This window comes from Solwaraspora sp. WMMD792, assembly GCF_029626105.1.
Lineage (GTDB): Bacteria > Actinomycetota > Actinomycetes > Mycobacteriales > Micromonosporaceae > Micromonospora_E.
Genome location: NZ_JARUBH010000009.1, coordinates 5,040,334 through 5,066,677 on the forward strand (window position 1 = coordinate 5,040,334; position 26,344 = coordinate 5,066,677).

The 26,344-nt window shown below is 70.2% G+C and carries 21 protein-coding genes, 1 tRNA gene and 1 pseudogene; 10 read left to right on the forward strand and 13 right to left on the reverse strand.

Features of this window, described 5'->3' with window-relative positions:
* Positions 1 to 109: 109 nt before the first annotated feature.
* On the reverse strand, positions 110 to 874 hold the full coding sequence (locus tag O7629_RS23515) for a GntR family transcriptional regulator (protein WP_278171820.1): 765 nt from the start codon (positions 872 to 874) through the stop codon (positions 110 to 112).
* A 50-nt stretch (positions 875 to 924) separates the two neighbouring features.
* On the opposite strand from O7629_RS23515, the gene O7629_RS23520 reads away from it, so the two are divergent.
* Positions 925 to 1,383, forward strand: a complete 459-nt coding sequence (locus tag O7629_RS23520) for an NUDIX hydrolase (RefSeq protein WP_278171822.1) — start codon at positions 925 to 927, stop codon at positions 1,381 to 1,383.
* A 110-nt stretch (positions 1,384 to 1,493) separates the two neighbouring features.
* Complete coding sequence (locus O7629_RS23525; RefSeq protein ID WP_278171823.1) at positions 1,494 to 1,964, forward strand: NUDIX domain-containing protein; 471 nt, start codon at positions 1,494 to 1,496, stop codon at positions 1,962 to 1,964.
* Here O7629_RS23525 and O7629_RS23530 read toward each other — a convergent pair.
* The 3 genes from O7629_RS23530 to O7629_RS23540 form a co-directional block, all read right to left on the reverse strand.
* Complete coding sequence (locus tag O7629_RS23530; protein ID WP_278171824.1) at positions 1,961 to 2,512, reverse strand: HD domain-containing protein; 552 nt, start codon at positions 2,510 to 2,512, stop codon at positions 1,961 to 1,963. The two genes, O7629_RS23525 and O7629_RS23530, sit on opposite strands and share 4 nt — an antisense overlap.
* Positions 2,513 to 2,812: 300 nt before the next feature.
* Complete coding sequence (locus tag O7629_RS23535) at positions 2,813 to 3,562, reverse strand: NYN domain-containing protein (RefSeq protein ID WP_278171826.1); 750 nt, start codon at positions 3,560 to 3,562, stop codon at positions 2,813 to 2,815.
* A gap of 204 nt (positions 3,563 to 3,766) precedes the next feature.
* Positions 3,767 to 4,537, reverse strand: coding sequence for a phosphatase PAP2 family protein (locus O7629_RS23540; RefSeq protein ID WP_278171828.1), 771 nt, complete (start codon positions 4,535 to 4,537; stop codon positions 3,767 to 3,769).
* 150 nt (positions 4,538 to 4,687) lie between these two features.
* Here O7629_RS23540 and O7629_RS23545 point away from each other — a divergent pair, with 150 nt between their 5' ends.
* Positions 4,688 to 5,908, forward strand: a complete 1,221-nt coding sequence (locus O7629_RS23545; RefSeq protein ID WP_278171829.1) for a DUF4032 domain-containing protein — start codon at positions 4,688 to 4,690, stop codon at positions 5,906 to 5,908.
* Here the strand turns inward: O7629_RS23545 and O7629_RS23550 are convergent.
* Positions 5,814 to 7,706: pseudogene (locus tag O7629_RS23550) on the reverse strand (NAD-binding protein); the annotation flags it as partial. The gene O7629_RS23545 and the pseudogene O7629_RS23550 sit on opposite strands and share 95 nt — an antisense overlap.
* 120 nt (positions 7,707 to 7,826) lie before the next feature.
* Between O7629_RS23550 and O7629_RS23555 the strand changes: the two are divergent.
* A complete protein-coding gene (locus O7629_RS23555; protein ID WP_278171831.1) occupies positions 7,827 to 9,395 on the forward strand; it encodes an FAD-dependent oxidoreductase in 1,569 nt (522 codons plus the stop codon).
* A 36-nt stretch (positions 9,396 to 9,431) separates the two neighbouring features.
* Here the strand turns inward: O7629_RS23555 and O7629_RS23560 are convergent, their stop codons facing one another.
* The gene (locus tag O7629_RS23560; protein WP_278171832.1) at positions 9,432 to 10,136 is read right to left on the reverse strand and encodes a hypothetical protein; all 705 of its coding nucleotides are present in this window, start codon (positions 10,134 to 10,136) and stop codon (positions 9,432 to 9,434) included.
* 683 nt (positions 10,137 to 10,819) lie between these two features.
* Positions 10,820 to 10,896: transfer RNA gene (locus O7629_RS23565), tRNA-Thr, on the reverse strand.
* Positions 10,897 to 11,260: 364 nt separating this feature from the next.
* On the opposite strand from O7629_RS23565, the gene ugpC reads away from it, so the two are divergent.
* Positions 11,261 to 12,352 carry a sn-glycerol-3-phosphate ABC transporter ATP-binding protein UgpC gene (gene ugpC / locus O7629_RS23570; RefSeq protein WP_278171834.1) on the forward strand — a complete coding sequence of 364 codons (1,092 nt, stop codon included), beginning with the start codon at positions 11,261 to 11,263 and terminating at the stop codon, positions 12,350 to 12,352.
* A 251-nt stretch (positions 12,353 to 12,603) separates the two neighbouring features.
* Here ugpC and O7629_RS23575 read toward each other — a convergent pair whose 3' ends face one another.
* The 6 genes from O7629_RS23575 to O7629_RS23600 all read right to left on the reverse strand — a co-directional run bounded on the left by O7629_RS23575 (position 12,604) and on the right by O7629_RS23600 (position 21,064).
* Positions 12,604 to 13,917 (reverse strand): pectate lyase, encoded by a 1,314-nt coding sequence (locus O7629_RS23575; RefSeq protein ID WP_347403692.1) that lies wholly within the window; start codon positions 13,915 to 13,917, stop codon positions 12,604 to 12,606.
* 284 nt (positions 13,918 to 14,201) lie between these two features.
* A complete protein-coding gene (locus O7629_RS23580) occupies positions 14,202 to 15,386 on the reverse strand; it encodes a Gfo/Idh/MocA family oxidoreductase (protein WP_278171836.1) in 1,185 nt (394 codons plus the stop codon).
* A 32-nt stretch (positions 15,387 to 15,418) separates the two neighbouring features.
* Entirely contained in the window at positions 15,419 to 16,909 is a 1,491-nt protein-coding gene (locus tag O7629_RS23585) for a mannitol dehydrogenase family protein (protein ID WP_278171838.1), read from the reverse strand.
* Positions 16,906 to 18,216: an enolase C-terminal domain-like protein gene (locus O7629_RS23590; RefSeq protein WP_278171840.1), complete on the reverse strand. Its 1,311-nt coding sequence runs from the start codon at positions 18,214 to 18,216 to the stop codon at positions 16,906 to 16,908. The genes O7629_RS23585 and O7629_RS23590 overlap by 4 nt, the downstream gene beginning before the upstream one ends.
* On the reverse strand, positions 18,213 to 19,682 hold the full coding sequence (gene uxaC, locus O7629_RS23595; protein WP_278171842.1) for a glucuronate isomerase: 1,470 nt from the start codon (positions 19,680 to 19,682) through the stop codon (positions 18,213 to 18,215). Before uxaC ends, O7629_RS23590 begins: the two co-directional genes overlap by 4 nt.
* 53 nt (positions 19,683 to 19,735) lie before the next feature.
* Entirely contained in the window at positions 19,736 to 21,064 is a 1,329-nt protein-coding gene (locus O7629_RS23600) for a Gfo/Idh/MocA family oxidoreductase (RefSeq protein ID WP_278171843.1), read from the reverse strand.
* Between the two features lie 270 nt (positions 21,065 to 21,334).
* Between O7629_RS23600 and O7629_RS23605 the strand changes: the two genes are divergently transcribed.
* The 5 genes from O7629_RS23605 (at position 21,335) to O7629_RS23625 (ending at position 26,327) form a co-directional block, all read left to right on the forward strand.
* On the forward strand, positions 21,335 to 22,369 hold the full coding sequence (locus O7629_RS23605; RefSeq protein ID WP_278171844.1) for a LacI family DNA-binding transcriptional regulator: 1,035 nt from the start codon (positions 21,335 to 21,337) through the stop codon (positions 22,367 to 22,369).
* Between the two features lie 18 nt (positions 22,370 to 22,387).
* Positions 22,388 to 23,734 (forward strand): ABC transporter substrate-binding protein, encoded by a 1,347-nt coding sequence (locus O7629_RS23610; protein ID WP_278171845.1) that lies wholly within the window; start codon positions 22,388 to 22,390, stop codon positions 23,732 to 23,734.
* 135 nt (positions 23,735 to 23,869) lie between these two features.
* Positions 23,870 to 24,811, forward strand: coding sequence for a sugar ABC transporter permease (locus O7629_RS23615; RefSeq protein WP_278174657.1), 942 nt, complete (start codon positions 23,870 to 23,872; stop codon positions 24,809 to 24,811).
* A gap of 20 nt (positions 24,812 to 24,831) precedes the next feature.
* Positions 24,832 to 25,710, forward strand: coding sequence for a carbohydrate ABC transporter permease (locus O7629_RS23620; RefSeq protein ID WP_278171846.1), 879 nt, complete (start codon positions 24,832 to 24,834; stop codon positions 25,708 to 25,710).
* A 5-nt stretch (positions 25,711 to 25,715) separates the two neighbouring features.
* A complete protein-coding gene (locus O7629_RS23625; RefSeq protein ID WP_278171847.1) occupies positions 25,716 to 26,327 on the forward strand; it encodes a hypothetical protein in 612 nt (203 codons plus the stop codon).
* Positions 26,328 to 26,344 lie beyond the last annotated feature (17 nt).

The following is a 26,344-nucleotide window of genomic DNA, read 5'->3' on the forward strand; positions in this document are numbered from 1 at the left end:
AGCGCGTCCCCTGCGGGCGACTACTCGAAGCGCCAAGCACTCAAGAACATGTGCACACGAGTCTACGTAGGCCGTCAATGACGCCTCGAACATCGTCCCATTTGACCTATTAAGCGGGAAGAGAGTAAAAGAGCACGAATGCGGCGCTGTCCAGCACCGTGTCGCAGACCTCGACAGGCCTACCGGACGCCACCGCCGTCCGTACGAGGTGCAAAACTGGCGACCCGGCAGGCAACGCGAGAATCCTTGCCTCTTCCTCAGTGGGCATCCGGGCGGTTATCTCTTCGTCGTACCGCTCGAAGACGAAGCCCCGGTCCTCCATGCGGGCGTAGATACCGCCAGGACCAGGGTTCGGCTCCGCGATCGGTGTACCGGCACCGATATCCGTCGGAATGTAGGACGTGGCGTACTCGATGGGTTGACCCTCGGCCAGGTACCGGCGGCGCCGGACCACCACCTCACTGCCGCGTGGGAGCCCTAGCTGATCTAGCACCTCAATCGGTGCTTGACCAGTCCCGACGTGCAGCACTTCGACACTGAACCTGCGCTGGTTCGCCTCCATATCGACGGTGAAAGCCGCTTTGCCTTCCTTCCGCCGGGCAAACCGGTCCGACGAGAGCCGCTTGACCGGCGGCCGACGCCGGACGAACCAGCCCTTACCGTGCTCGGCAACTACCAGACCGTCCGTAACGAGAACCGACAACGCCCTGCGCGCGGTCACCCTGCTGACCCCGTAGTCGTTGACCAGGGTGCTCTCCGAGGGAAGCTGTGCGCCCGGCGCGAGATCATGCCGCTCGATCGCCTCGCGGAGATGGTCCGCGATCTGCCGGTAGACCGCTCGGTCACTGGCAGGGTCGATCTTGCGGATGCTCATCGTAGACTCCACGAGGTATACATGTGTCGACAACATGTTAACCTGCGTCCATGACCGATGCCACCGGCAGCCCGAGACACTCCGTCAGCGTCGCTGCCGTGATCGTCGATTCAGCCGGGCGAGCGCTGGTGACGCAACGTCGCGACAACGCCCGATGGGAACCGCCCGGCGGGGTGCTCGAGCTTGAAGAATCCGTGCTGGACGGCGTACGCCGCGAGGTCTGGGAGGAGACAGGCCTTGTCGTCGAGCCGACTCGACTCACCGGCGTCTACAAGAACATGCCCCGTGGCATCGTCGCGCTGATGTTCCGCGCCGAGATCACCGGGGGAACTCTCTCGACGTCCGACGAGACGAGCCAAGTCGAGTGGTGGACACCCGAAACGGTGGCGGAGCGGATGGACCCCGCCTACGCAGTCCGGGTGCTCGACGCGCTGCGCGAGGACGGCCCGGCCGTCCGCGCCCACGATGGTGTTGCGCTGCTTACCGGTGTTGCCGCCCTGCCCCGCTGACCCCTGAACAGCCAGCTGCCGGCAGTGCTGCAAGAGCTCACTACATGTCGTTGGCCCCCGAGTAGGGCGATCGTCGAGGCAGCGGACGGAGCCGTGACAGGCTGAGAGCCGTGGCCAGGACCGAGCACTTCAACAACCCGGACGCCCCCCGACCGAACTCGATCGTTGTCGCTGTGACCGCCTTCGTCCTCGACGCGGACGACCGCGTTCTCCTGGTACGCCGGACAGACAACGACCTGTGGGCGCTACCGGGCGGGGCGCAGGACTTCGGCGAGTACATCGCCGAGACAGCCGTGCGTGAGACCAAGGAGGAAGCCGGGGTTGACATCGAGGTGACCGACATCGTCGGCCTCTACACCAACCCGAACCATGTCATCGAGTACAGCGATGGCGAGGTACGGCAGCAGTTCTCTATCTGCTTCCGCGCCCGGTACCTGTCCGGCGAACCCACCACGAGCGACGAGTCGTCCGAAGTTCGGTGGGTGGCCGAGGATGAGCTGAGCGCGCTGACAATCCATCCGTCCATGCGACTGCGCATCGATCACGGCTACGAGGGGCGTTCGAAGCCGTACATCGGTTAGGACACCGCGAGTCGATCCGTGGTGCGCTCGACGGCTTCGAGCAGCGTCGGTCTGGCCCGTACCCAGAACCTGGTGACCAGGTGGTCAGGGCCGTAGCGTTGCTCGATCTCCGCCAGGCGGTCCAGAACGGCGACGTCGTGGCCGTCCGGGCCGGTGGTCATGTCCGCGTACCAGAGGGCATCAGCGGTCAGCGAATGTTCCTGCGGGAACTCAGCGGCCAGCTCGTCCCGAAGGCCGCGTTCCTCCGCCTCGAACAGCGCGCACGAGTGATGAGCCACCAGCGCGGCCACGCGATCGGACACCCCGACACGACGTAGCCACCGCCCGCCGTCGAGAGCGTGCAGGCCGGTATCGGCCACCCCGGGGGTGTACCCGACATCGTGCAGCCACGCGGCAGCGACGAGAACCTCAGCGTCCGTCGGGTCCAGGACGTGACTGACCTCGCCGGCCTTTCCGGCAACGGTCTGCACATGACGCCAACGCCGAGGTAGAGCAGCAGCTAACTGTTCCTCGGCAAGCTCAGCCGCTCGCGCCACCAGCCCCGACATACCCGGAGCGTACGGCGTCCCTAGCGAAACGGGCCGCACGCGCCGCCGCCTGGGCGCGCGGCGCGGGCGAGCGCACGCCGCGCCGGTCGTGCGGGAGCCGGGCGCGTACGGGTTGCGGTCAAGGCCGTCTCTTGGTTCGTCCTCCGCAGTGGGTTACCCGCAAACTGGTGTGGAGGTGCCAAGTGGCCTGCTGCCTCGATCCAAAAGAAAACCCGGCCCCTCTAGGGGAACCGGGTGGTATATGCAGTGAATTCTAGCGCAGCCAAGTCCGACCTGCAACTGAAACTGGCGACAGGGCTCTTACCAGCCGGACGGGCGTACGTAGGTCCCGGCAGGGCTGACGACCGGGTCGCTGAGCTGGCAGGTTTGGAAGTCCGCAGCTGCGAGCTGCCTCCACCAGTGCCCGCCTACACCCCCGCCTCGCTGTCCCTTCAACGCCCCTGCCAGGTAGTTCCGCGATGGGTTGATCGTGCCGACAGGGACCTTTGTCCTCGCGTAGGACACAGGAAATTTAAGATCACTGTCGTTGGAGAGTACGAGGGCTGCGTCTACCTGGGATGTGAGGACGTCGACCAGGAGGTGAGAAGCCACGTTGACATCGGAGCCCTTTTCCTCTCGATGGGCGTACGACACCATGAATGTCGCATCCTGTACCGGATTGCCCTGCGCGTCCTGAACCATTATGGGCCACTGGGAGGTTACGAGCTGGGGTCCAGCCCTACGACTCTGAGCCTGCACTGCCAGCGGGGCGTACTTCACGCGAGAGACGTAGCTGCCGTACTCGATGAGGTCGACGCTCGATGATGCCGTGAGGGCCTTGAGGTAGATGTCTTGATCGCGGAAGCCTGAGGGATTGCTCGCAGCATCGATTACAGCAGTGCAGTAAACGATTCGGTGAACCTGGGCACCCGCCCAGCTCGGTACGTTCGCTAGCAAGCGCTCTGCAAGAGCCCGGACGTCGAGCCAGCGCCAGCCGGGAGTTCCCTGTCCGCACAGCCCTCTGCCACCGTAGTAGAGGTTGTACCCATCGACATACACACCAACGCGCACCGGCGAACGCTACCAGTAACGAGCAAGGACTTTCGACTCTGCGGTGCCCGTTGCGTGCCCGATCGGTCGGCTAGCAGAGGTCAAGACGATGCCCCGTAGTGAAGGGTCCCTAAACGTCCCCCGCCATGGTGTAGGTCGGGGCCATATGAGGCGTACAGCCGTCAACTCGACGCGGCACCACCGCGCGGTGGAAAGCGCCAGCGGTCAGGACAGGCCGGCGGGGCGGTCCAGGTCACCGGGCACCCATGGCAGCCGTACGGTGTCCCATGGCACCCGCTGCAGCAGGCGCAGCAGCAGCCAACCGAGCAGCAGCCCGGCGACCGAGTCGGTCAACCAGTGGTAGCCGAGGTAGACCGTGCTGCAGAACAGGACCGCCGCAGGCAGGAAGCGCAGCGCCAGGTAGCCGGGGAACGGCCGCCCGGCCGGCACCTGCCGCCCGTACGAGCGGCACAGCGCGGTGATCAGCAGGGCGATCACCGCGTACCAGACGATCGCGTTGGTCACGTGCCCGGACGGGTACGCCATCGCCGGGGTCGCCTCGGTGAACAGCCGCTCCGGGAACGGGTCGTCGAAGTCGTGCGGATAGCCCCGGGGCAGCAGCACCTTCATCGCGCCGACGCTGAGGTAGGTCGCCACCACCGCGCCGAGCACCGGCAGCAGCGGACGCACCGAACGGACCCGCCGGGCCAGCCAGAGCGCCAGCACGGTGGAGACCGGGATCAGCAGCCAGCCGCCCTGGCCGAAGAAGTTGAGCACCCGGGCCACCCAGTAGGCCACCGGCGGCCGGTGCGCGTCGACCCAGTCCCGTACCGCCAGGTCGGTGTCGAGGAACACCCCGGCGGCGAGCGCCCCGGTCAGCCCGGCCAGCGCGGCCAGCAGCACCGCGTCGAACCACCAGCCGGCCGGCGTCGGCCCGGGTCGCCGCGGCGCGTCGGCCGGCGGCGCGGACGGGCGGGTGGCGGTTGGCTCGGGCACGCCGGCCAGGTTACCGAACCGGTGCGGTGACGATGTCGTGTCGGGGCGGCGACAGCTTGACGGCGGGACCACCACGAAGACGCTGAATATGGATCAAATCAACAGTGTTAGCCGAGCCACGGCAGGCGGCATCCGGGCGTCGTACCCGTCATGCTTGATCCCGTGCGGATCACCTCGGCCCTTGTGGACCCGGCGCTGCTCGACCTGCCCTGGTCGACACCGCTGGAGCAGTGGCCTGCCGACCACCTGGTGGCGCTGCCGCAGGGCATCTCCCGGCACGTCGTCCGGTTCGTCAAACTCGCCGGCACCGTCTACGCCGTGAAGGAGACCGGCGAACGGGTCGCCGAACGCGAGTACGACCTGCTGCGCGCCCTGGAGCGCATCGACTTCCCGGCCGTCGAAGCGGTGGCGATCGTCGCCGACCGCACCGACGCCGACGGCGAACCGCTCGACCCGGTGCTGATCACCCGGCATCTGCAGTTCTCGCTGCCGTACCGGGCGCTGTTCTCCAACCAGCTGCGCCCGGAGACCCTGGCCCGACTGCTCGACGCGCTCGCCGCGCTGATCGTCAGGATGCACCTGACCGGCTTCTTCTGGGGTGACTGCTCGCTGTCCAACACGCTGTTCCGCCGCGACGCCGGTGCGTTCGCCGCGTACCTGGTCGACGCCGAGACCGGCGCACTACGGCCGGCCCTGTCCAACGGGCAACGCGGCGAGGACCTGGAGATCGCCCGGGTGAACATCTTCGGCGAGGCCCTCGACCTGCAGGCCGCCGGCCTGCTGCACGAGTCGATCGACCCGGAGACCGTCGCCGACGAGGTGGTCGCCCGCTACGAACGGCTGTGGCACGAGATCACCTACGAGCAGCACATCGAACGGGAGTCCCGGCACGACATCGAACGGCGGATCCGCCGGCTCAACGAGCTCGGCTTCGACGTCGCCGAGGTGGCGATGTCGGTCGTCGACCGCGGCTCCTACCTGGTCCGGCCAAAGGTGGTCGACGCCGGCTACCACAGCCGGCGGCTGCTGCGGCTGACCGGCCTCGACGCCGAGGAGAACCAGGCCCGGCGGCTGCTCAACGACCTCGACGCGCACCGGGCGGAGAGCGACCTGACCGACGAGCAGCAGGCGGCGCACCGCTGGCTGACCGAGGTCTTCGAGCCGGTGGTCCGGGCGGTCCCGGCCCACCTACGCCGCAAGGTCGAGCCGTCGGAGCTGTTCGCCCAGGTCATCGAGCACCGCTGGCGGCTGTCCGAGGAGGCCGGCCGGGACGTCGGGCTGGCCCCGGCGGTCCAGTCGTTCCTGGCGGACGTGCTGGTGCACTACCCGGACGAGCAGGCGGTGCTCGGCACCGAGGTGCCGGCCGCCTGACCGGCCCGGCCGGGATCAAGGGGTAGACCCGGATCGCCGACCCGGTTCAGGTCGCCGGCTCGGCCTCGTCGACCGCTTCGGTGGCCTGCTTGAGCAGCCAGCTCAGCCCGGACCGGCGGGCCACCACGGTGATCCGGTCCCGGGCCTGCAGCCGAAAACCCGACGCCGGCAGCCAGACCGGTCCAGGCTCGCCGAACTGCGCGAACGCGATCACCCGTACGCCCGGATTGTCGCCGGCGGCGGCGAGCGACCCGCCGTCCAGCGCCGACCCGGCGGCGACGATCACCTCGGCGACCAGCAGCACGTGCCGGCCGACCGGGATGGTCGCGATCACCTCGCGGTCCATCAGCGCGGCGGCGAACGCCGGCGCCGCCAGGTACGACACGCTGCGGGATATGCCGATGTTGAAGGTGCGCTGGATCCGGCTGGCGAAATCGCCATCGAACAGCCGCAGCACGACGTGCACGTCGCTGTGGATCTCCCGGGCGTACAGCGCCGCCTGCAGGTTCGTCACGTCGTCGGTGGAGACGATCACCAGCGCCCGGCAGGCGGCCACCGAGGCGGCGCGCAGCGTCTCCTCCTGGGAGCCGTCGCCGACGATCAACGGGACGCCCAGCTCCCGCGCAACCGAGACGCCCCGCGCGTCCGGGTCCTTGTCGACCCCGACCACCTCGACTCCGAGGTCGTGCAGCTGCCACATCACCCGGGTGCCGACGTTGCCGAGCCCGACGACCACGACATGCTCGCTGCGCTCCGGCCGGGTCTGCCGGTCGGCGATCGCCAGCCGGGCGTTCACCAGACCGTCCACCACCGCGGCGGTGAGCAGCGGGATCAACGCCAGCCCGGCCAGGCTGAGCACCACCTGCATCACCTGTACGGCGGCCGACTGGTTTGGGTCCGGATCGGCGCCGCTGAGCGTCATCACCACGGTCAGGTAGACCGCCTCGGCGACGCTCACCTGCGCGACACGCGACAGCAGCGTGCCGAAGACCACCACCACCGCCAGTACGCCGAGCGTGGCCATCCCGATCTTGCGGGTGGCGAAGGACCGCAACGCCCGTACCGGGTCCCGCCACAGCCGGGCGCGCTGACGGGCGCGGACGATCCGGCGGGCCGCCCGGACCGGCGCCAGCTGGCTGCCGGCCGCCTCGGCCAGCACCAGATCGGCGTTGTGCTGGTCGGCCGGCAGCACCCGGGGGCGGCCGGCGTCGCTCAGGTCGGCCAGCCCGCAGATGACGTGCTCGGGGCGGACCTCGTCGCGCTGCGCCACGTGCAGCGTCCGGCCGCCATGGCGGAAGTGGGTCGGCGACACCACCCCGAGGGCGGCCGCGACAAAGGCGGGTGCCGCCATCGACGCGTCGGACAGCACCTCACAGTCGGCGAACAGCCGCTTCACCCGGCTGCCCAGCCGGGTGTTGAACATCCGCATCACCACCCGCAGGTCGGGCTCGACCTCCTGGGCGCACAGCGCCGCGTTGATGTTGCCGACGTCGTCCTGGTTGAGCAGCGCCAGGCCGCGCGCGCCGGCCAGCCCGGCGCTGCGGAACGTCTGCTCGGTGAGCCGGTCGGCCCGCAGCAGCCGGATCCCCTTGATCGATCGCATGTCCGGCCCGTCCGGCCGGGGCCGGGTAGGCACGATGACCGTCACCGTGGCGGCCGCCGCCACCAGCTCGCCGACCAGCCGGTAGGCCAGCGGATCGTGCCCGCAGACAACGTAGTGCGGCCGGTTGTCACCGTTGCTGCGCAGCCGCCCGCCGACGGCGCGGCGGGCGCGGTCACGCCACGGGTCGACAGCCATGACCGGATGGTAGCCACCGACGGCACGCGCGGGGTGACCGCAAAGTCGCCTCCCCGACGGACCGGACCGGCACACTGGACCCGGCACCCGGCCCATCACCGCAGACGCAAGGAGGAGCTCTTGGGACTGTCCCGAACGGTCGGCCGGCTCTTCGGCGTACGGTCCGAGCTGGTCCGGGCGGATCCGGCCGGCACCGACCGGGTGGCCGCCGGCACCGACGCGCTGGTGGTCGGCGGCGGCATCGCCGGCATGTGCGCGGCGATCGTCCTCGCCGAACGCGGCGTACGGGTCACCGTGCTGGAAGGCGCCGCCCAGCTCGGCGGACGACTGGCCGCCTGGCCGGAGACGCTGACCGACGGTACGGTCCAGCCGGTCGACCACGGTTTCCACGCGTTCTTCCGCCAGTACTACAACTGGCGGGCGATCCTGCGCCGGGCCGACCCGACACTCGGCATGCTGCGCCCGGTCGACGGCTATCCGGTGTGGTCGGCGCAGTGGCCACCGGAGGAGTTCGGCCGGTTGCCGACCGCCCCGCCGCTGAACCTGCTGGCGCTGCTGCTGCGCAGCCCGAGTCTGCGGCTACGCGAACTGCGCGAGATGGACCGTCGGGCGGCGATGCCGCTGCTGGCATACCATCCGGACCGGACGTACGCCGAACTCGACGAGCGGTCCGCCGCCGAACTGCTGGACTCGCTGCGGCTACCGGACCGGGCCCGCGCCATGCTGTTCGAGGTCTTCTCCCACTCGTTCTTCAACCACGAGCGGGAAATGTCCGCCGCCGAACTGGTGGCCAACTTCCACTTCTACTTCCTGGGCAACCCGGAAGGGCTCGGCTTCGACGCACCGGAGCAGGATTACGACGCCGCGATCTGGCAGCCGCTGCACGAGCATCTGCGCCGCCGCGGTGGCCGGGTGGTCACCAGGGACGCGGTGCAGACCGTCAGCCCTCGGCGGGCCAACGGGTGGCAGGTGCGGTGCGCTTCCGGAGCGGCGCACACCGCCCGGTACGTGGTGCTGGCCGTCGACCCGCCGGCGTTGCGCACGCTGCTGACTGACTCGCCCCGGCTGGCCGAGGCCGCGCCGACGTTGGCCGAGCGGGTCGGCTCGCTGGTCGACAGCCCGCCGTACGCGGTGGCCCGGCTCTGGTTGGGCGGCGATGTCGCTGCCGACCGGCCGGTGTTCAGCGGCGTCTCCCGCCAGCCGACCCTGGACTCGGTCACCCTCTACCACCGGCTGGAGCGTCAGGCGCGGCAGTGGGCGCAGCGCAGCCGGGGCGCGGTGCTCGAACTCCACGCGTACGCCTGCCCGGAGCAGGTGCCGGCCGAGGTGCTGGCCGACCGGATGCGCACCGAGTTGGCGTCGCTGTGGCCGGAGGTGGCCGACCTGCCGGTGCTGGAGTCACGGGCGCGGGTCGAGGCGCAGGCTCCGGCGTTCCCGCCCGGGGCGGCCGCCGCGCGGCCCGGCGTGGTCACCGACGCGGACGGATTGTTCCTGGCCGGCGACGGGATCGACACCGACCTGCCGAGCGCTCTGATGGAACGGGCGGCGGTGACCGGGATCCTGGCCGCGAACCACATCCTGCGTCGGGAGGGCGCGGCCACCGAGCCGCTGCGGACAATCCGCCGGTACGGCCTGTTGGCGCGGGAGCGACACCCGTCGACGCCGGCCGACGTCGGCCCGCCGCAGTAGTGGCAGTGCGGCGGGCCGACGTCGGTCAGTTGTCCGTCAGCTGGTCTGCTCGACCGCGTCGCGGATCTCGACGAGCGAGCCGGCGGCTTCCTCGCCGGTGCTGAAGTAGAACACGTACATCACCAGCGCGCCGCGGCTCGCCCAGACGCAGACTCCGCCCGGGATGCCTTCGAGGTCGGCGTCGCCGCACCGCGCCGACCCGCCCTTCGGACCGGCGTCGACGTCGGTGACATTGGTCATCCCGAGGCCCGTGGCGTCGCCTTCGGTGGCGTCGGCCAACTCCTGGTCGGGGTCGGCCATCACGCCGGAGACGCCGGCGATCATCACCAGGTTCTCCTGCTCGATGTCGCCGTAGAAGGCGCCGATGCTGCTGGTCGACTCGGGCACGTCGGCGGCCAGCCCGGTGGCCACCTCCTCGGCGAGTCCCTGGAAGGTCGGGTCGGTGTTCAGCTCACGGCCGGCGAGGGTGTCCGGGGTGACCAGCCGGGTCTGGGTCGCTTCGATGACCTCACCGACGGTGTCCCGGACGAGGAAGAAGGTGACGGCCGCGCCACCGAGGCAGAGCACCAGTACGGCGGCGATGACGATCAGGATGATCCGGCCCGCCTTGGACTTCTTGGGCGGCGGGGCCATCGGAACGCCGGGCTGGCCGGCGTAGGCCGGCCCGGGAGCGGCTCCAGCCGGCGGCACCGGCTGCCCGGCGGGCGCGCCCGGGTACTGCGGCTGAGAGGGGTCAGACATGTTCTACCTACTTCTGATGAGGGCCCCGTGACTCCTGACCGGCAGGCGGCTCGGAGCTTTCCTGGCAACCCGCTGTACGCGGGGCCGGCCGATAGTAACGGTGGGCGGCGACAACTGAGTCGCCCGACAGGAACCGACGGGGTGGAATCACCACCGAACCGTTACCCGGGCAGGAGGCGCGCCACGACGGCCGGAGCCGGCGGCTGCCGGGGGTACGCGAGCCTCGCACCCCGTCAGTCGCCAGGAGCAGCTTGATATGCACTTAGCGTCACCTCCTTGGATCGGAAGTACCGGCCGAACCTGATGCCAGAGATGAATCAAGATGCACCTGTGGCATCAGACCCACGGCGGCACCCGGATCGGAGGCGACGTTGCCGCCGCAAACCGCCGTCGAACCGGCGCGCGACGCCCACCGGCCCCCTCCGTGGCCCGCCACAACGGCCCAGCGTTCCGTCAGAAGAACACGTCGCACATCGGCCGGTGGGGTGCAACGCCAGCTACTCGCGTTGCCGCTTACTGGCATGGGCTCGCTAGACATGTCATACATCAGCCGGATGTAACACAACCCGGGATACAGTGACGCCCGGCAATCTGACGGACGGCGGCCGTGCCCAGCGCTGCTGTCACGGTTGCTGCCACGGCGTCCCGCCGTGCGTCGCACGGCGGGACCTGCGCGTCGGTGCTGGAGCCCCCGGCCGGGCTCGAACCGGCGACATCTCGCTTACAAGGCGAGTGCTCTGGCCAACTGAGCTACAGGGGCAGCGCTTCGTTCAGCGTCAGCATAGCCACTGACGTGGCGATACCGCCGCATCGGCCGGTCTGTCCGATCGATCTTTCCCGTTCTGCGTACGGGTGTCCGCCGCTCCGGCGGTCGCCGTGGACCTCCGGCCGAGGGTGACGAACAGTGGCATACCCCACCCTGGTGTCCGTTTTGGTCAGTTATCGGAGGTAGTTGCGGGCCGTCCCGGTCTTGGCAGCCAGGCAAATCCCGTTTACCGTGGCGTGACACGTGCGACACGTCGCCCTGGCGGCTGCGGGTACGCGTGGGCCGGCGCTCTGAGCGCCGGTCGCTCCTTCACTCGGATCGTCCGGCACGTTCCTGCCGGTGAAAGGAAGCACTGACCATGGCTACGGTCACCTACGACCAGGCGTCCCGCATCTACGCGGGCACCGAGCGACCCGCTGTCAACAAGCTCGACCTCGAGATCGGCGACGGCGAGTTCCTCGTACTGGTCGGCCCCTCCGGTTGCGGTAAGTCCACCAGCCTGCGGATGCTCGCCGGCCTGGAAGACGTCGACGAGGGCCGCATCCTCATCGACGACCGCGACGTCACCCACCTGCCGCCCAAGGCCCGCGACATCGCGATGGTCTTCCAGAACTACGCGCTCTACCCGCACATGACGGTGTACGAGAACATGGCCTTCGCGCTGAAGCTGCGCCGGACCTCGAAGTCGGAGATCGACCGCCGGGTCAAGGAAGCCGCCGCTCTGCTGCAGCTGGAGGAGTACCTCAACCGCAAGCCGAAGGCGCTCTCCGGTGGTCAGCGCCAGCGGGTCGCGATGGGTCGGGCGATCGTCCGGGAGCCGCAGGTCTTCCTGATGGACGAGCCGCTGTCGAACCTCGACGCGAAGCTGCGGGTGCAGACCCGTACCCAGATCGCCTCGCTGCAGGCCAAGCTGGGGGTCACCACCGTCTACGTCACCCACGACCAGGTCGAGGCGATGACGATGGGCCACCGGGTGGCGGTGCTGCTCGACGGCGTGCTGCAGCAGGTCGACACCCCGCGGAACCTGTACGACGTACCGGCGAACGTCTTCGTCGCCGGCTTCATGGGCTCCCCCGCCATGAACATCAAGACCGTCCCGCTGACCGAGCAGGGTGCCGTCTTCGCCGACCTGGTCGTCGAGCTGAGCCGCGAGCAGGTCGAGGCGGCCAAGGCCAACGGCGGCGGCAACAAGGTCACCGTCGGGTTCCGTCCCGAGGACTGCGACCTGGTCGGTGCCTCCGAGGGCGGCATGCCGATGTCCGTCGAGCTGGTCGAGGACCTCGGCTCGGACGCCAACGTCTACGGCTACGCGACGCTCGACGGCAGTTCGGAGCGGTTCGTGGTGCGGACCGACCGCCGGCACATGCCGCGGATGAACGACACCGTGTTCGTCCGACCCCGGCCGGGCCAGCACCACGCCTTCCACGCCGCCAACGGCCAGCGGCTCTGACCACCGCCGCCCCGGCTGACTGATTCGAACGGTCGGCCTTCCCTGTTGGGAAGGCCGACCGTTCGGCGTTTCCGAGTGGTACGCCGGGCGCCACCCGGTGCGTGGCGGCCAGGCGGGGCAAGGGAAGGGTGGCCAGGCGGTGCAAGGGGTGGGCCGGCGGGCGTCTCGCCGACCCACCCCGCTTGTGACACCGGCCGGGCGGGACAGACCAGCAGCGTGCCGGTGGGACAGACCGGCAGCGTGCCGGTGGGTCAGACCGGCAGCTTGCCGGCGCCGGCGGTGAGTCGGGTGTAGATCGGAACGATGGCGGCGGGCAGCACCGGCCCGTGGCGCAGCGTCGGGGTCCAGCCCGCGTCGTCGCCCAGGTCCGGGTCGTTCGCCGCGTTGTACGCGTCGAGCAGGCTGGCCGGGCGCAGCGGCCGATGACCCTGCCCGACCCAGCTGCCCTGCTCGGTCAGTACGGTGCCGCCCCAGTCGTAGAGCAGGTCTGCGGTGTCGATCCCGGGGCCCAGCCGGAACGAGTTGTTCTCCAGGTACGGCGCGCCCTGCACGCCCACGCCGACGGCGTACTGGAAACCGTCGCCGGACAGCTCGTAGTGGTTGTTGTAGACGTCGATCTGTCCGAACCGGATCCGGGGCAGCCGTTGCAGACTGCCGTCGAAGACGTTGTGGTGCAGGGTGACGTTGAGCCGGCCGACGTCCGGGCCGACGGTGTTCGACGAGCCGATCAGCATGACCTTGTCCCGGCCGTCGAAGCGGTTGTAGGACACGGTCACCAGGCTGGCGGTGTGGGTGATGTCGAGCGCCCCGTCGTGCACCTGCAGTGGCCGGCCGAAGTAGACCGGTTGGGCGCTGTCCGGGTTGTCGCCGTCGGTGAAGGTGTTGTGGTCGACCCAGACGTTCTCCGACCGGCGTACCGACATCAGGTCGAACTGGGAGTTCCAGTTGCCGGCGTCGCCGTCATCCGGCGACCAGGCGGGAAAGCAGTCGTACGCGTCGTCGAAGACGATGTTGCGGACGATGACGTTACGGACGCTGTCCACCATCAGGGTCAGGTTCTCCAGCCGGGCTCCGCGCAGCCCGACGATGGTGGTGTTGGCGCCGACGTTGATCTGGGTGTACCGGGTCTGATTGGTGACCGACCGGCGCCGGGCGTCCTCCAGCGGGCCGCTCGGGTCGTTCTCGTATCCCCAGACGGCCGGGTCGTAGGTGACCAGGAACTCGTCGAAGTCGTATTCGGGGTCGGCGAGGTCGGCACAGGTCAACAGGTTGCCGTCCGGCCCTTCGAAGCCGTTGATCGCACCTGCGACGTAAATGATCTTCGGGGTGTCGTTGTTCCGGTTGGTGGCGTTGTCGCCGCCGAGGGCGTCGATCAGTTCGGCCCGGCTGTCGACCACGTGGACGTTGTCCTGGCTGGCCGCCGATCCTCCGGTGGTGCCCTCGCCGGCGGCCGCCCAGCCGTCGCCCGGCGGCAGCGCCTGGCGGCCCAGCGACCGGGCCGGCCAGGACAGCCGGTCGGAGTTGGTGTCCCGGCCGGCGGCGGCCGGTGCCGGCAGTACCGCCACGAGCGCGATTCCAGCAACAGCTGCAGTCAATCTCCTCAGTCGCATTACCACACTCCGCACACATTGTTCGGATTCGATCACGTAACACTCAAGCAATCTTCCTGAACCCAAACGATAAATTTCATCATGAAATGTGTCAATGCAGATTGTTTGCAGATTGTTTGCAGCGCATTTGGACGAGACCTATTCACTCGGCATCAATTTGCCGAGCGGACGACTGATCTGTCCGACTTCGCGACACCGGCGACGGCCGTCGATTTGCAGTACGTTTTCCGCCGACCCGGTCAGCGGCCCACCACCCCCTGCGCCAGCCGGGCCCGGTACGGCCGGACCGCCCACGGCACCTGCTGTTCGGAAAACAGCGCCAACTCGGCGGCGCCGCGCCGGACGACCGCGTTCACACCCTCGATCGTCAGCACCCGATCCGCACCCGCCACCCCGGTCGCGACCGTCCGGTCCGGACCGAGCAGACCCGGCTCCGGGGCGGCCTGCACCACCTCCAGCAGCGCGGTGAACGCCTCGGTCCGGGCCAGCGGGGCGATCAGCGGTACGCCGACCGGATCCCTCCGGTGCGCCAGCAGGTTCTCCAGCAGTCCGGTCCGCCCCGGCACCGGTCGCATCGCCGGCTCGCCGGGCAGCCGCAGCCGGTCCGTCGGATACTCCAGCACCGCGGTGCCGGCGGTGCCGTGCACCAGCACCTCGCCGGGGATGAACTCCTCCCCGGCCAGGGTCACCGCGACCACGATCGCCAGCCCCGAATCCAGGGTGATCCGCATCGACGCGGTGTCGTCCACCTCGATCGGTCGCACCCGGTAGCGTTCCAGCTCGATTAGCACCGGCGGGCTGGGATCCACCGCCGCCGCCACCGCCAGGCACTGCATGGTGGCGTGCGCCAACGGGTTGGCCAGCGCGCCGTCCAGCGACGGGCGGCCGTCGACGGTGCGCCGCCCGGCCCACGGCGACCGCCGGTAGTAGGCGTCGTCGCGCTGCCAGGAGGCGACCGTCGAGATCCCGGTGACCGTGCCGAGCCGACCGCCGGTGGCCGCCGCGGTCAGCTCGGCCAACGCCGCCGACCCGAGCGCTTGGAAACCGACCTGGCAGACCCGGCCGTGCCGGGCCAGCGCCGCAGCCAGCCGCCGATGCTCGTCGAGGGACAGCACCGGCGGCTTCTCCAGCAGCAGGTCCGCGCCGGCGGCCAGCGCGTCCAGCGCGATCGGCAGATGGGTGTACGGCGGCGTGCAGATCACCACCACGTCCGGCCGGGTCTGCGCCAGCATCCGCCGGTGGTCGGTGCCGACCTGCACCCCGTCCGGGATCGGAGCGTCGGGGGCCGGCTCGACCGGCCGTACGTCGACCAGGCCGACCAGGTGCAGTTCGCCGGCGGCGTGCAGCGGGGCGATCTGCCGCCGGTGCCACCGGCCGTGCCCGTTGGCACCGATCAGGGCCACCCGGGGCGGGGTGCTCGTCACGTCGGGAACCTCCACCCTGTCGACGGCCGCGGTCAGCCGGCCGTGCCGGTCAGCGCGCCGGCCACCCCGTGCCGGTCCAGCGCGGTCAGCCAGGTCGTGATCATTTCCCGGACCTCCGGGTCGGCCGCCAGCTCCGGCGGGAACACCTCGGTGAGCCCGAGCAGCGCGGCCACCACACCCGCCGGGGTGCCGCCGGACCCGGCCAGTGCCGCCCGGATCTGCGCGGCGAGCGGGTCGTCCAACGGCAGCTCGGCCCCGTCGTCGGCCCGCCCCTGCGCGAACCGCATCCAGGCGGCGACCACCAGCGCCGACCAGTACGGCCGGTCGCCGGCCGCCCGCCGGTCGGCGATGGTGTGCAGTACCCGCTGCGGCAGCTTCTGCGACCCGTCCATCGCCACCTGGATGGTGCGGTGGCGGATCGCCGGGTTGGTGAACCGGTCCAGCACCGATTCGCCGTAGCCCACGACCGACACCCCGGCGGGCGGGGTGAAGCTGGTCGCGACGTCCTCGGCGATCATTCGGCGCAGTACGGCGGGCAGGCCGGGGATGCCGACCAGCGCCTCGGCGATGGTGTCGTGCCCGGCCAGCGCCCCGAGGTAGGCGATGGCCGAGTGCACCCCGTTGAGCCCGCGCAGCTTGAGCCGTTCCCACGGGCCGGCGTCGCCGGTCAGCACCGCCCCGGCGGTCTGCCAGGCCGGCCGGCCACCGGGGAAGTCGTCCTCGATCACCCACTGCGTGTACGGCTCCCCGGCGATCGCCGCGAGGTCGGTGACGCCGAGCGCGGACCGGGCGGTGGCCAGGGTCTGCGCGGTGGCGGCCGGCACGATCCGGTCGACCATGGTGCCGGGGAAGGTGACGTTGGCGTGCACCCAGTCGACAATCTCGTCGGGCACCTTCGCGTACGCCAGGGCCTCGGTGACCAGACCGCGTAGCCGGCGCCCGTTCGACGGCAGGTTGTCGCAGCTGACCAGGGCGAGCGGGCCGGCGTCGGCGGCGGCGCGGGCGGCCAGCCCGCGCAGCAGCAGGCCCGGCACGGTCGTCGGCGCCCGGTCGGTGGTCAGGTCGGCGGCGACCGCCTCGTCCGGCCGGAGCCGGCCGGTGACCGGGTCCAACTGGTACGCCTTCTCGGTCACGGTCAGCGTGACCACCCGGATCGCCGGGTCGGCCAGCAGCGCCACCACCGCCGCCGGGTCGCTGGCGGCGTGCCGGACCCCGGTGAGCGCGCCGACCACCCGGGTCCGTGCCGCGGCGGCGGACAGCGTGGTGACGCTGAACAGGCAGTCCTGGTCGGTGAGCCGGCGTACCACGTCGATGTTGCGCGGTGCGACGCCGACGATGCCCCAGTCGCCGCCGGCGGTGGCGACCGCCTGCTCGGTGTAGACCGCCTGGTGGGCCCGGTGGAACGCACCGAGTCCGAGGTGGACGATACCGGCGGCGACGTCGCCGGGGCGGACCAGGGGTCGGGCGTCGGCCGGCACCCGGCTCAGGGTGTCCAGCCCGAGCAGCGGGATGTCGCCGTTCACCGCCACACCGGCCCGTCCGGGAAGGAGAACTCGGCGATCGACGCCGGTTTCATGGTGGCGCTGTAGCCGGGCTGGTCGGGGACCAGGTAGCGGCCGCCCCGGGTGCGGACCGGGTCGACGAAGTGCTCGTGCAGGTGGTCGACGTACTCGACCATCCGGCCGTCCAGCGAGGTGCCGACCCGCAGGTAGTCGAAGATCGCCAGGTGCTGCACGTACTCGCAGAGGCCGACGCCGCCGGCGTGCGGGCAGATCGGTACGCCGAACCTGGCGGCCATCAGGATCACCGACAGCACCTCGTTGACCCCGGCGATGCGGCACGCGTCGATCTGGCAGACCCGGATCGCCTCGGCCTGCAGCAGCTGTTTGAAGATGACCCGGTTGGCGGCGACCTCGCCGGTGGCGACCCGGCAGCGCCCGTCGGACAGTTCGGTGACGGCGGCGGCGATCCGGGCGTGGCCGAGCACGTCGTCGGCGTGCGTCGGCTCCTCGATCCAGTACGGGTCGACCTCGACGAGCCGGGCCATGTTGGCGATCGCCTCGTCGACGTCCCACACCTGGTTGGCGTCCATCATCAGCAGCGCGTCCGGGCCGATCTCGGCGCGGATGATCCGCGCCCGGCGGACGTCGTCGTCGATCGGGCCGCCGACCTTCATCTTCATCGCCCGCCAGCCGTCGGCGTACGCCGCCCGGGTCAACGCCCGCACCTTGTCGTCGGGGTAACCGAGCCAACCGACCGAGGTGGTGTACGACGGGAACCCGTCGCGCTGCAACTCGGCGAGCCGGTCGGACTGGCCGGTCAGCCCTTTGTCGAGGATCGCGGCGGCTTCGTCGGCGGTGATCGCGTCGCTGATGTGGTGGAAGTCGATGTTGGCGACGAGTTCGTCGGTCGGCATCTCGGCCAGCAGCCGCCACAGCGGCTTGCCCGCCAGCTTGGCCCGCAGGTCCCAGACGGCGTTGACCAGCGCGCCGGACGCCATGTGGATGACGCCCTTCTCCGGGCCGAGCCAACGCAGCTGCACGTCGGCGGTGAGCGAACGCCAGAAGGCGACCGGCTCGGCGACGATCTCGGCAACGGTCCGGCCGGTGACGTGGTGGGCCAACGCGCGTACCGCCGCGCAGGTGATCTCGTTGCCCCGGCCGTTGGTGAAGGTGAAGCCGGCGCCGAAGACCCCGTCCGGCGAGTCGGTGCGCAACTCGACGTAGGTGGCCGAGTAGTCGCCCCGGTTGATCGCGTCGGAGCCGTCGCCGGCCGCCGCAGTCGGGAACCGTACGTCGTGCACGTCGACGCCGGTGATGGTCACGCTCATCCGAGGCTCTCCCCGATCTTGAAGACCCGCTTGGGCAGGCGGTACGCCAGGTCGACGATGGTCTCGGCGGCCTCGTCGAGGCCGAGCCGGTGCTCGGCGACGAGCCGGGCGAGGAAGCCGGCGTCGATCCGGCGGGCCACGTCGTGGCGGGCCGGGATGGAGCAGAACGCCCGGGTGTCGTCGACGAAGCCGGCGGTGTTGTAGAAGCCGGCGGTTTCGGTGACCGCCTCCCGGAACCGGCGCAGCACCTCCGGGGAGTCCAGGAACCACCAGGGCGCGCCCAGGTAGAGGGCGGCGTACCCGCCGGCCAGCGGGGCCAGCTCGCGGGTGAAGGTGTACTCGTCGAGGGTGTAGACGACGATCCGCAGCCTCGGGTCGTTGCCGTACGCGTCGAGCAGCGCCGTGAGTGCGTGCAGGTACTCGGTGGCCTGCGGGATGTCGCCGCCGACGTCGCGGCCGTGGGTGGCGTACAGCCACTTGTTGTGGTTGCGCACCGAGCCGGGGTGCAGCTGCATCACCAGGCCGTCCTCGATGGACATCCGGGCGAACTCGACCAGCATGTGGGCCCGGAACGCCTCGGCGTCCTGCGCCGTCGCCGCGCCGCGCAGCCCCCGGTCGTACAGCTCGGCGGCCTCCCGCTGGTCCAGCCGCAGGGTGAGCGCCGTCGGGTGGCCGTGGTCGGAGCTGGTCGCTCCGGCGGCGATGAACGCCTGCCGTCGGGCCCGCAGCGCCTCAAGGTAACCGGCGTACGTGCCGGTGTCGGAGCCGGTGATCACCCCGAGGGCGGCGACGTTGTCCACCCAGCCGTCGAACTCGAAGTCGACGACGTTGTCCGGCCGGAACGTGGTGATCACCCGGCCGCCGGGCCCGCCCCAGCCGTCGGCGGCGAGCTTGGCGTGCCGGGCCAGGTCGTCCAGCGGCGACTCGGTGGTGGCCAGCACCTCGATGTTGAACCGCTCGAACAGGGCCCGGGGCCGGTACGCCGGTTCGGCCAGCTTCGCCGCGATCGCGTCGTAGACGTCGTCGGCGGTGTCCGGGCCGAGGAGCGCGTCCACCTCGAACACCTCGGCGAAGGTCTTCTCCAGCCACAGCCGCGACGGGGTGCCCCGGAACAGGTGCCAGTTGGCGGCCAGCTTGCGCCAGATCGCCCGGCCGTCGGTCTCGGTGGCGTAGTCGCCGTCGCCGGCCGGCGGCCGGGGCCGGACCCCGGCACGCACGGGTACGCCGAGTTCGCCGGGCGGGATGCCCTGGCTGAGCAGCATCCGGGTGACGTAGTGGTCCGGCACGACGAGCAGCCGCGCCGGGTCCGGGAACGGCTCGTCGTCGGCCAGCAGCGCCGGGTCGACGTGGCCGTGCGGCGAGATGACCGGCAGGTCCCGGGCGTGCGCGTACAGTTCGCGGGCGATCGCCCGCTGGGTGGGTTCGGCCGGAAACAGCTGGTCGGCCCGGTCGGGTTGGGAGGACACGGAAGCAGGCTCCTCGCGGGTACGGGGTCGGGTCGCGGGTCTGGATCGGTACGTCAGTCGACGGTGAGCAGGTCGGCCACCCGGACCGGCTGACCGGTCTCGAAGGACCGGTTCGCGGCCAGCCCGGTGAGCAGCGCGAGCGCACCGTCGCGGGCGGTGGCGGCCCGGCCCATCGGGTCGGTTTCGCCGCCGAACAGCACCGCGGTCATCTTGGCGTCCGCGCCGCCGTGCCCGGACCGGGTGTAGCCGGCGACGGGCACCTGCCTGGGCTGCTCCCAGAACGGTCGGACGGTCAGCTTGGCCCAGCCCTCCTCGACCGCGGCCTGGACGCCGTGCAGCGCGGCGCCCTTGAGTTCGCCGGCGGCGTACGGGCTGACGAAGTCGCTCTCCACCACCTCCAGCTCGAGCCGACCCCGACTGCCATTGAACATCACCCGGTAGCCCTCCCACGGGGCGTACGCGGTGAGGTGGTACGTCATCGTGGCCCCGGTGGAGTAGCTGGCCAGCACCGACATGTCGTCCTCGATGGTCACGCCGGGGGCGAACACGTTCTGGTCACGGTGGTAGCCGTCCTCGGCCTCGGCCTCCAGGTAGAGCGCCCGCAGCCGGGGGTGGGCGGCCAACTGCAGGGCGAACGGGTCACCGGCGGCGGCGACCTCGCCGTGTGCCCGGTCGTAGTCGCGGGCGTAGCCGTGCCGGCGGCCGGGCTCGCCGTAGAAGAACAGCCGGCCGGCCGCGTAGACCTGCACCGGGACCGCGTCCAGCCACCAGTTGACCAGGTCGAAGTGGTGGCTGGCCTTGTGCACCATCAGCCCACCGGAGTTGGCCTTGTCGCGGTGCCAGCGGCGGAAATAGTCGGCGCCGTGGCGCACGTCGAGCAGCCACTCGAAGTGCACCGAGCCGACCTCGCCGATCTCACCGTCGGCGAGCACCTGGCGGACCCGTTCGTGCAGCGGGTTGTACCGGTAGTTGAAGGCGACCCGTACGCTGCGCCCGGTTCGTGCCACCGCGTCGAGTATCCGCTGGCAGCGCGGCACGTCGACGGTCATCGGCTTCTCGGTGATCACGTCGCAGCCGGCGTCCAGTGCGGCGACGATGTACTCGTCGTGCACCCGGTCGACGGTGGTGACCAGGACGACGTCCACCCGTTCCTTGCTCAGCATGGTGACGAAGTCGCTGGCCGGGTAGGTGGGCACGGCGTCGCGGCCGAGCTCCTCCAGCCAGGCGTTGTGCGCGTCCATCCGGGTCTGGTTGTTGTCGGCGAAGGCGACGAGTTCGGCGCTGTCCCGGTAGTCCAGGACCAGGGACCGGACGAACATCTCGGCGCGGGCGCCGGTGCCGACGAGCGCGTAACGCAGCCGCCGATGGGGTTCTGGGGACATCCTGCTCCGCCTCCGGGTTGGCTGCAAAGGTTTGCAGCAGAAGTTGCCACGAGACGGACACCTTCGTCAATGCCTGGAAACCATCTCGCCCGATTAGTGGGCTTAGGTGAGGATTCGAACACCTGGCCGGACCTCGCCCGCAACACATCCGCAATCGAAGACCGTTGACACCTGAGCAACCGTTTGCATTAATTGGCGGATCAACGTGACCCCAGCCACACCGGTCGTCACCCCCGCCTGGGTGACGACCGCATCGATGAAGGACGACGCGTGCCAGCCACCATTCGAGACGTCGCACGGGCCTGCGGAGTACACATCTCCACCGTGTCCCGAACGTTCTCGGCACCGCACCTGGTCAACCCGGAGACCCGCAGCCGGGTGCTGGCCTGCGCGGAGCATCTCGGCTACCGCCCCAACCGGGCGGCCCGCGCGCTGATCACCGGCCGGACCCACAACATCGGCCTGATCGTCGCCGACATCGCCAACCCGTTCTTCCCGCCCCTGATCAAGGCGGCGGAGAGCCAGGCCCGGCACCGCGACTACCACATCTTCGTCACCGACACGAACGAGGACCCGGCGGTCGAGGAGGAGTTGGTCCACGCCCTCGCCAAGCAGGTCGACGGGGTGCTGCTGTGCAGCCCCCGGATGAGCAACAGCCTGATTGAGCAGCTCAGCCGGGACGTACCGCTGGTGGTGATCAACCGGCAGGTGACCGGCCTGCCGAACGTGGTGATCGACGTCGGCCAGGGGGCCCGGCTCGCCGTCGAACACCTGATCGGCCTCGGCCACCGGCAGATCGCGCTGCTCGGCGGCCCGCGCGGGTCGTGGACCAACCGGGAGATCCGACGCGCCGCCACCTCGGCGGCCCGCTCGGCGGACGTCACGTTGACCGTGATCGGCCCCAACCCGCCCACCGAGGGCGGCGGCATCGCCGCGGCGGAACAGGTCCGCCGGGCGGAGGTGACCGCCGTGCTCGCCTACAACGACCTGATGGCGATCGGCCTGATCGAAGGGCTCGACGCACACGGGGTCACGGTGCCCCGGGACATCAGCGTGGTCGGCATCGACGACATCGCGCTGAGCCGGCTCACCCGACCCAAACTGACGACGGTGGCCACACCGAACGCGGCCGCCGGTCGGGCGGCCGTCGACATGCTGCTCCAGCATGGCGACGACCGTCGCACCACCGCCCAGGTAACGCTCCAGACCGAGTTGGTCATCCGCGACTCGACGGGCCCGGGGCCGCACAGCCATGCGGACCCGGGCGACGCGGCTGCCGCCGCGCCGGCCGATGTCGCCTCCTAACCCCAAGGAGTGAGCGCAATGCACCCCGCAACATCACCGACGGCGAACACGCCTGCCACGCGTGCTCACCGTACCCCCTTCGGCCGGCGCCGCCTGCTGCGCGGCGTCGCCGCCACCGCCGTCGTGCCGCTGGTCCTCGGCGTCGCCGCCTGCGGCGACGAGGCGTCGACCGACCCGGACGCACCGGTCACCATCGAGTTCTTCTGGTGGGGCGGCGAGTCCCGCGCCGAGCTCACCGAGCAGGCCCTCGACCTGTACGAGGAGAAGAACCCGAACGTCACCATCAACCCGACCTGGCAGGCGTTCACCGGCTACTACGACAAGCTGGCGACCATCTCGGCCGGCGGCAACGCGCCGGACATCTTCCAGATCGACGACAACGGCCTGGCCGAGTACGCCGGCCGCAACGTCACCCTGGATCTCACCCCGTTCGTGGAGTCCGGCGACATCGACCTGAGCAACCACCCGGAGAGCCTGACCCAGTACGGGCAGATCGACGGCAAACAGGTCGCGGTCGCCGCTGGTGAGAACACCCCGGCCCTGGTGTACGACAAGACGAAGATCACCGAGCTCGGCCTGCCGGAGCCGGAAACCGGCTGGACCTACGACGAGTTCATCACCTGGGGCGCCCAGGTGACCGAGGCGGCCGGCGGCGACTACTGGGGCGCGATGGACCCCAGCGCCGACTACAAGGCCCTCTGGCTGTGGCTGCGCTCGCAGGGCAAGGAGTTCTACGACGGGCCGCAGCTCGCCTTCACCGAGGCCGACCTGACCGAGTGGTTCCAGTTCTGGCTGGACGCCCGGGAGGCCGGTGCCACCCCGCCGGCCGACGTGGTGCACGAGGCGGTCGGCGGCGGCGTCTCCGACCAGCTGGTGGTCACCGGCAAGGGCGCCACCTCGTTCATGTGGTCCAACCAGCTCTCCGAGCTGGGCAAGTCGACCGAGAGCGAACTCGGCATGGTCGCCTACCCCGGTGACCCGAAAGGCCAGTGGGCGCGGGCGTCGCTGTACTGGGCCGGGTCGCGCTCCACCGAGCACCCGGAGGTCGTCGCCGACGTCATCGACTTCCTGGCCAACGACCCGGAGGCGGCGCAGATCCTCGGCGTCGACCGGGGCCTGCCGTCCAACATCGACAACCGGGAGACGGTCCAGGCGGGTCTCGACGACCCGTACATGACCGCCACGGTCGAGTTCGAGAACGCGCTGATCCCGCAGATGGGCCCGGCGCCGGCACCGCCGCCGCAGGGCCACGGGCCGCTGCGGTCCACCCTGACCACGGTCGCCGAGAGCGTCACCTACGGCCAGGCCAGCCCGGCCGACGCCGCCGCCGAGTTCTTCCGCCAGGCCGAAGCCACCCTCGAGTAGTCCGGGCCGGACGTTGCGCGGTCGTGGTGCCCACGGTGCCAGCCGTGGGCACCACGACCCGTGATCCGAGAAAGGAGCCAGATCGTGGCCCTGACCACGAAATCCGTCCCGGCCACGAGCACCACCACCGCCCCGGTGAGCCCGACCCGGCGGCGGGGCAGCGCCAAGGGCGGCAGCCGGCGGCACGGCGAAGGATTGGCCGGGTACGTCTTCCTCTCCCCGTGGCTGCTGGGGCTGATGGCGATCACCGCCTTCCCCATGCTGTTCTCGCTCTACCTCAGCTTCACCAACTACGACATCCTGTCGTCCTGGGAGTTCGTCGAGTGGGTCGGCTTCGAGAACTACTGGGACCTGTTCGTCAACGACCAGACGTTCCGCCACTCGGTGCAGGTCACGCTGATCTTCGCGTTCGTCGCCGTACCGCTGAAGTTGGCCGCCGCCCTCGGTGTCGCGCTGCTGCTCAACCGCGAGACCCGCGGGGTGGGGCTGTTCCGCAGCCTGTTCTACCTGCCGTCGCTGCTCGGCGGCAGCGTGGCGCTGGCGTTGATCTGGCGGGCGATGTTCAGCGGCGACGGCGCGTTCAACGACTTCCTCGGGCTGTTCGGCATCACCGGACAGCCGTGGGTCAACGACCCGGACTGGGCGTTGGAGACCCTGATGGTGCTGGCCATCTGGCAGTTCGGCGCACCGATGGTGATCTTCCTGGCCGGGCTCAAGCAGGTGCCGACCGAGCTGTACGAGGCGGCCTCGGTCGACGGCGCTGGCAAGATCCGGCAGTTCTTCAACGTGACCCTGCCGATGCTCTCCCCGGTGATCTTCTTCAACCTGGTGCTGGAGACGATCAACGGGTTCCAGGGCTTCACCGCCGCGTTCGTGATCAGCAACGGCACCGGCGGCCCGGTCGACTCGACCATGCTCTACACGCTCTACCTGTACACCAAGGGCTTCACCGAGTTCCAGATGGGATACGCGTCCGCGCTGGCCTGGGTCTTCCTGATCGCGATCGGCCTGATCACGGTGCTGTTCTTCAGCACCGGCCGGTTCTGGGTGCACTACTCGGACGGAGACAACGACTGATGGCTACCGAAGCTGCTCCAATGTCGACAGCGGACGGCGGCAGCACCGCGCGCAGCCGGGCTGCCGGCGGCACCGCCCGAGGTGTCGCCCGGGTGGCGGTCCTGGTCGCCATCCTGGTCGTGGTCCTCTACCCGCTGATCTGGGTGCTGGGCTCGTCGCTCAAGTCACCGACCGAGGTGGCCAGCAACCTGTCGGTGATCCCACAGGATCCGACCTGGGCGAACTACCCGGACGGCTGGAACTACCTGAGCAACATCTCGTTCGGCCGGTTCTTCTGGAACAGCACGGTGATCTCGATGGCGACGGTGGTCGCCAACGCCGTCTCCTGCCTGCTCGCGGCGTATGCCTTCGCCCGGCTGCGGTTCCGGGCCCGCAGGTTCTGGTTCGCCATCATGATCGGTACGCTGCTGCTGCCCAGCCACGTGCTGATCGTGCCGCAGTACATCATGTTCAACTCGTTCGGCTGGATCGACACCCCGCTGCCGTTGATCGTGCCGAAGCTGCTGGCCACCGAGGCGTTCTTCGTCTTCCTGATGGTGCAGTTCATGCGGGGCATCCCCCGGGAGCTGGACGACGCGGCCAAGATCGACGGGTGTTCACCGTTCGGGGTCTTCCGGTACGTCATCGTGCCGCTGGCCCGGCCGGCGCTGGTCACCACGGCGATCTTCTCGTTCATCTGGACCTGGAACGACTTCCTGACCCAGTTGATCTACCTGCCGAGCGTGGAGAGCTACACGGTGCCGATCGGGCTGCGGCTGTTCATCGACTCCACCGGGCAGACCTCGCTCGGCCCGATGTTCGCCATGTCGGTGCTGTCGCTGCTGCCGGTCTTCCTCTTCTTCCTGGCGTTCCAGAAGATGTTGGTACAGGGCATCAACACCAGCGGCCTCAAGGGGTGACGTCAATGGCTCCCGCAGACTGGCCGGACAGTCCGGCACCGGCCCGCGCCGACTGGCGCGACACGCTGCGGGCGGCCACCGACCTGGCGCTGCTCGGCATCGTCACCGCGCTCGCGTCGGCGGCCGTACTGACCGCCGGCGCGGCGCTGGCCACCGCCAGCGGCGCGATCCACCGGTGGACGGTCGACGGCCACTGGCCGGGTATGCGGGACCTCGCCGGGCGCTTCTGGCGCGGGCTGGTGCCCGGGGCCGTCGCCACCGTGGTCGCCGTGGTCGGCACGCTGCTGCTCGGCGGCAACGTGGTGCTGATCTCGGCCGGGGTGGTGCCCGGCGGCACCGTCATGCTGGTCGGCACCGGGCTGCTGGCCGCGCTGGTGGCCGGCTTCGCCGGGACCGTCGTGGTCGAGGTCGGCCGGGCCGGCGGCGGCTGGCGGGCGGCGGTACGCCGCACCTGGCGGCTGGTCGAGCAACGGCCACTGGCAATCCTGGCCGCCGCCGGCGTGGTCGGCCTCGCCGCCGTACTGACCGTACTGACCATGCCGATCCTCGCGCCGATCCTGCTCGGCTACACCCTGTTCGCCCTGCACGCCGTGCTGCGCCGGCTCGCCCCGCAGTGACCCCGGCCGGTATCCCG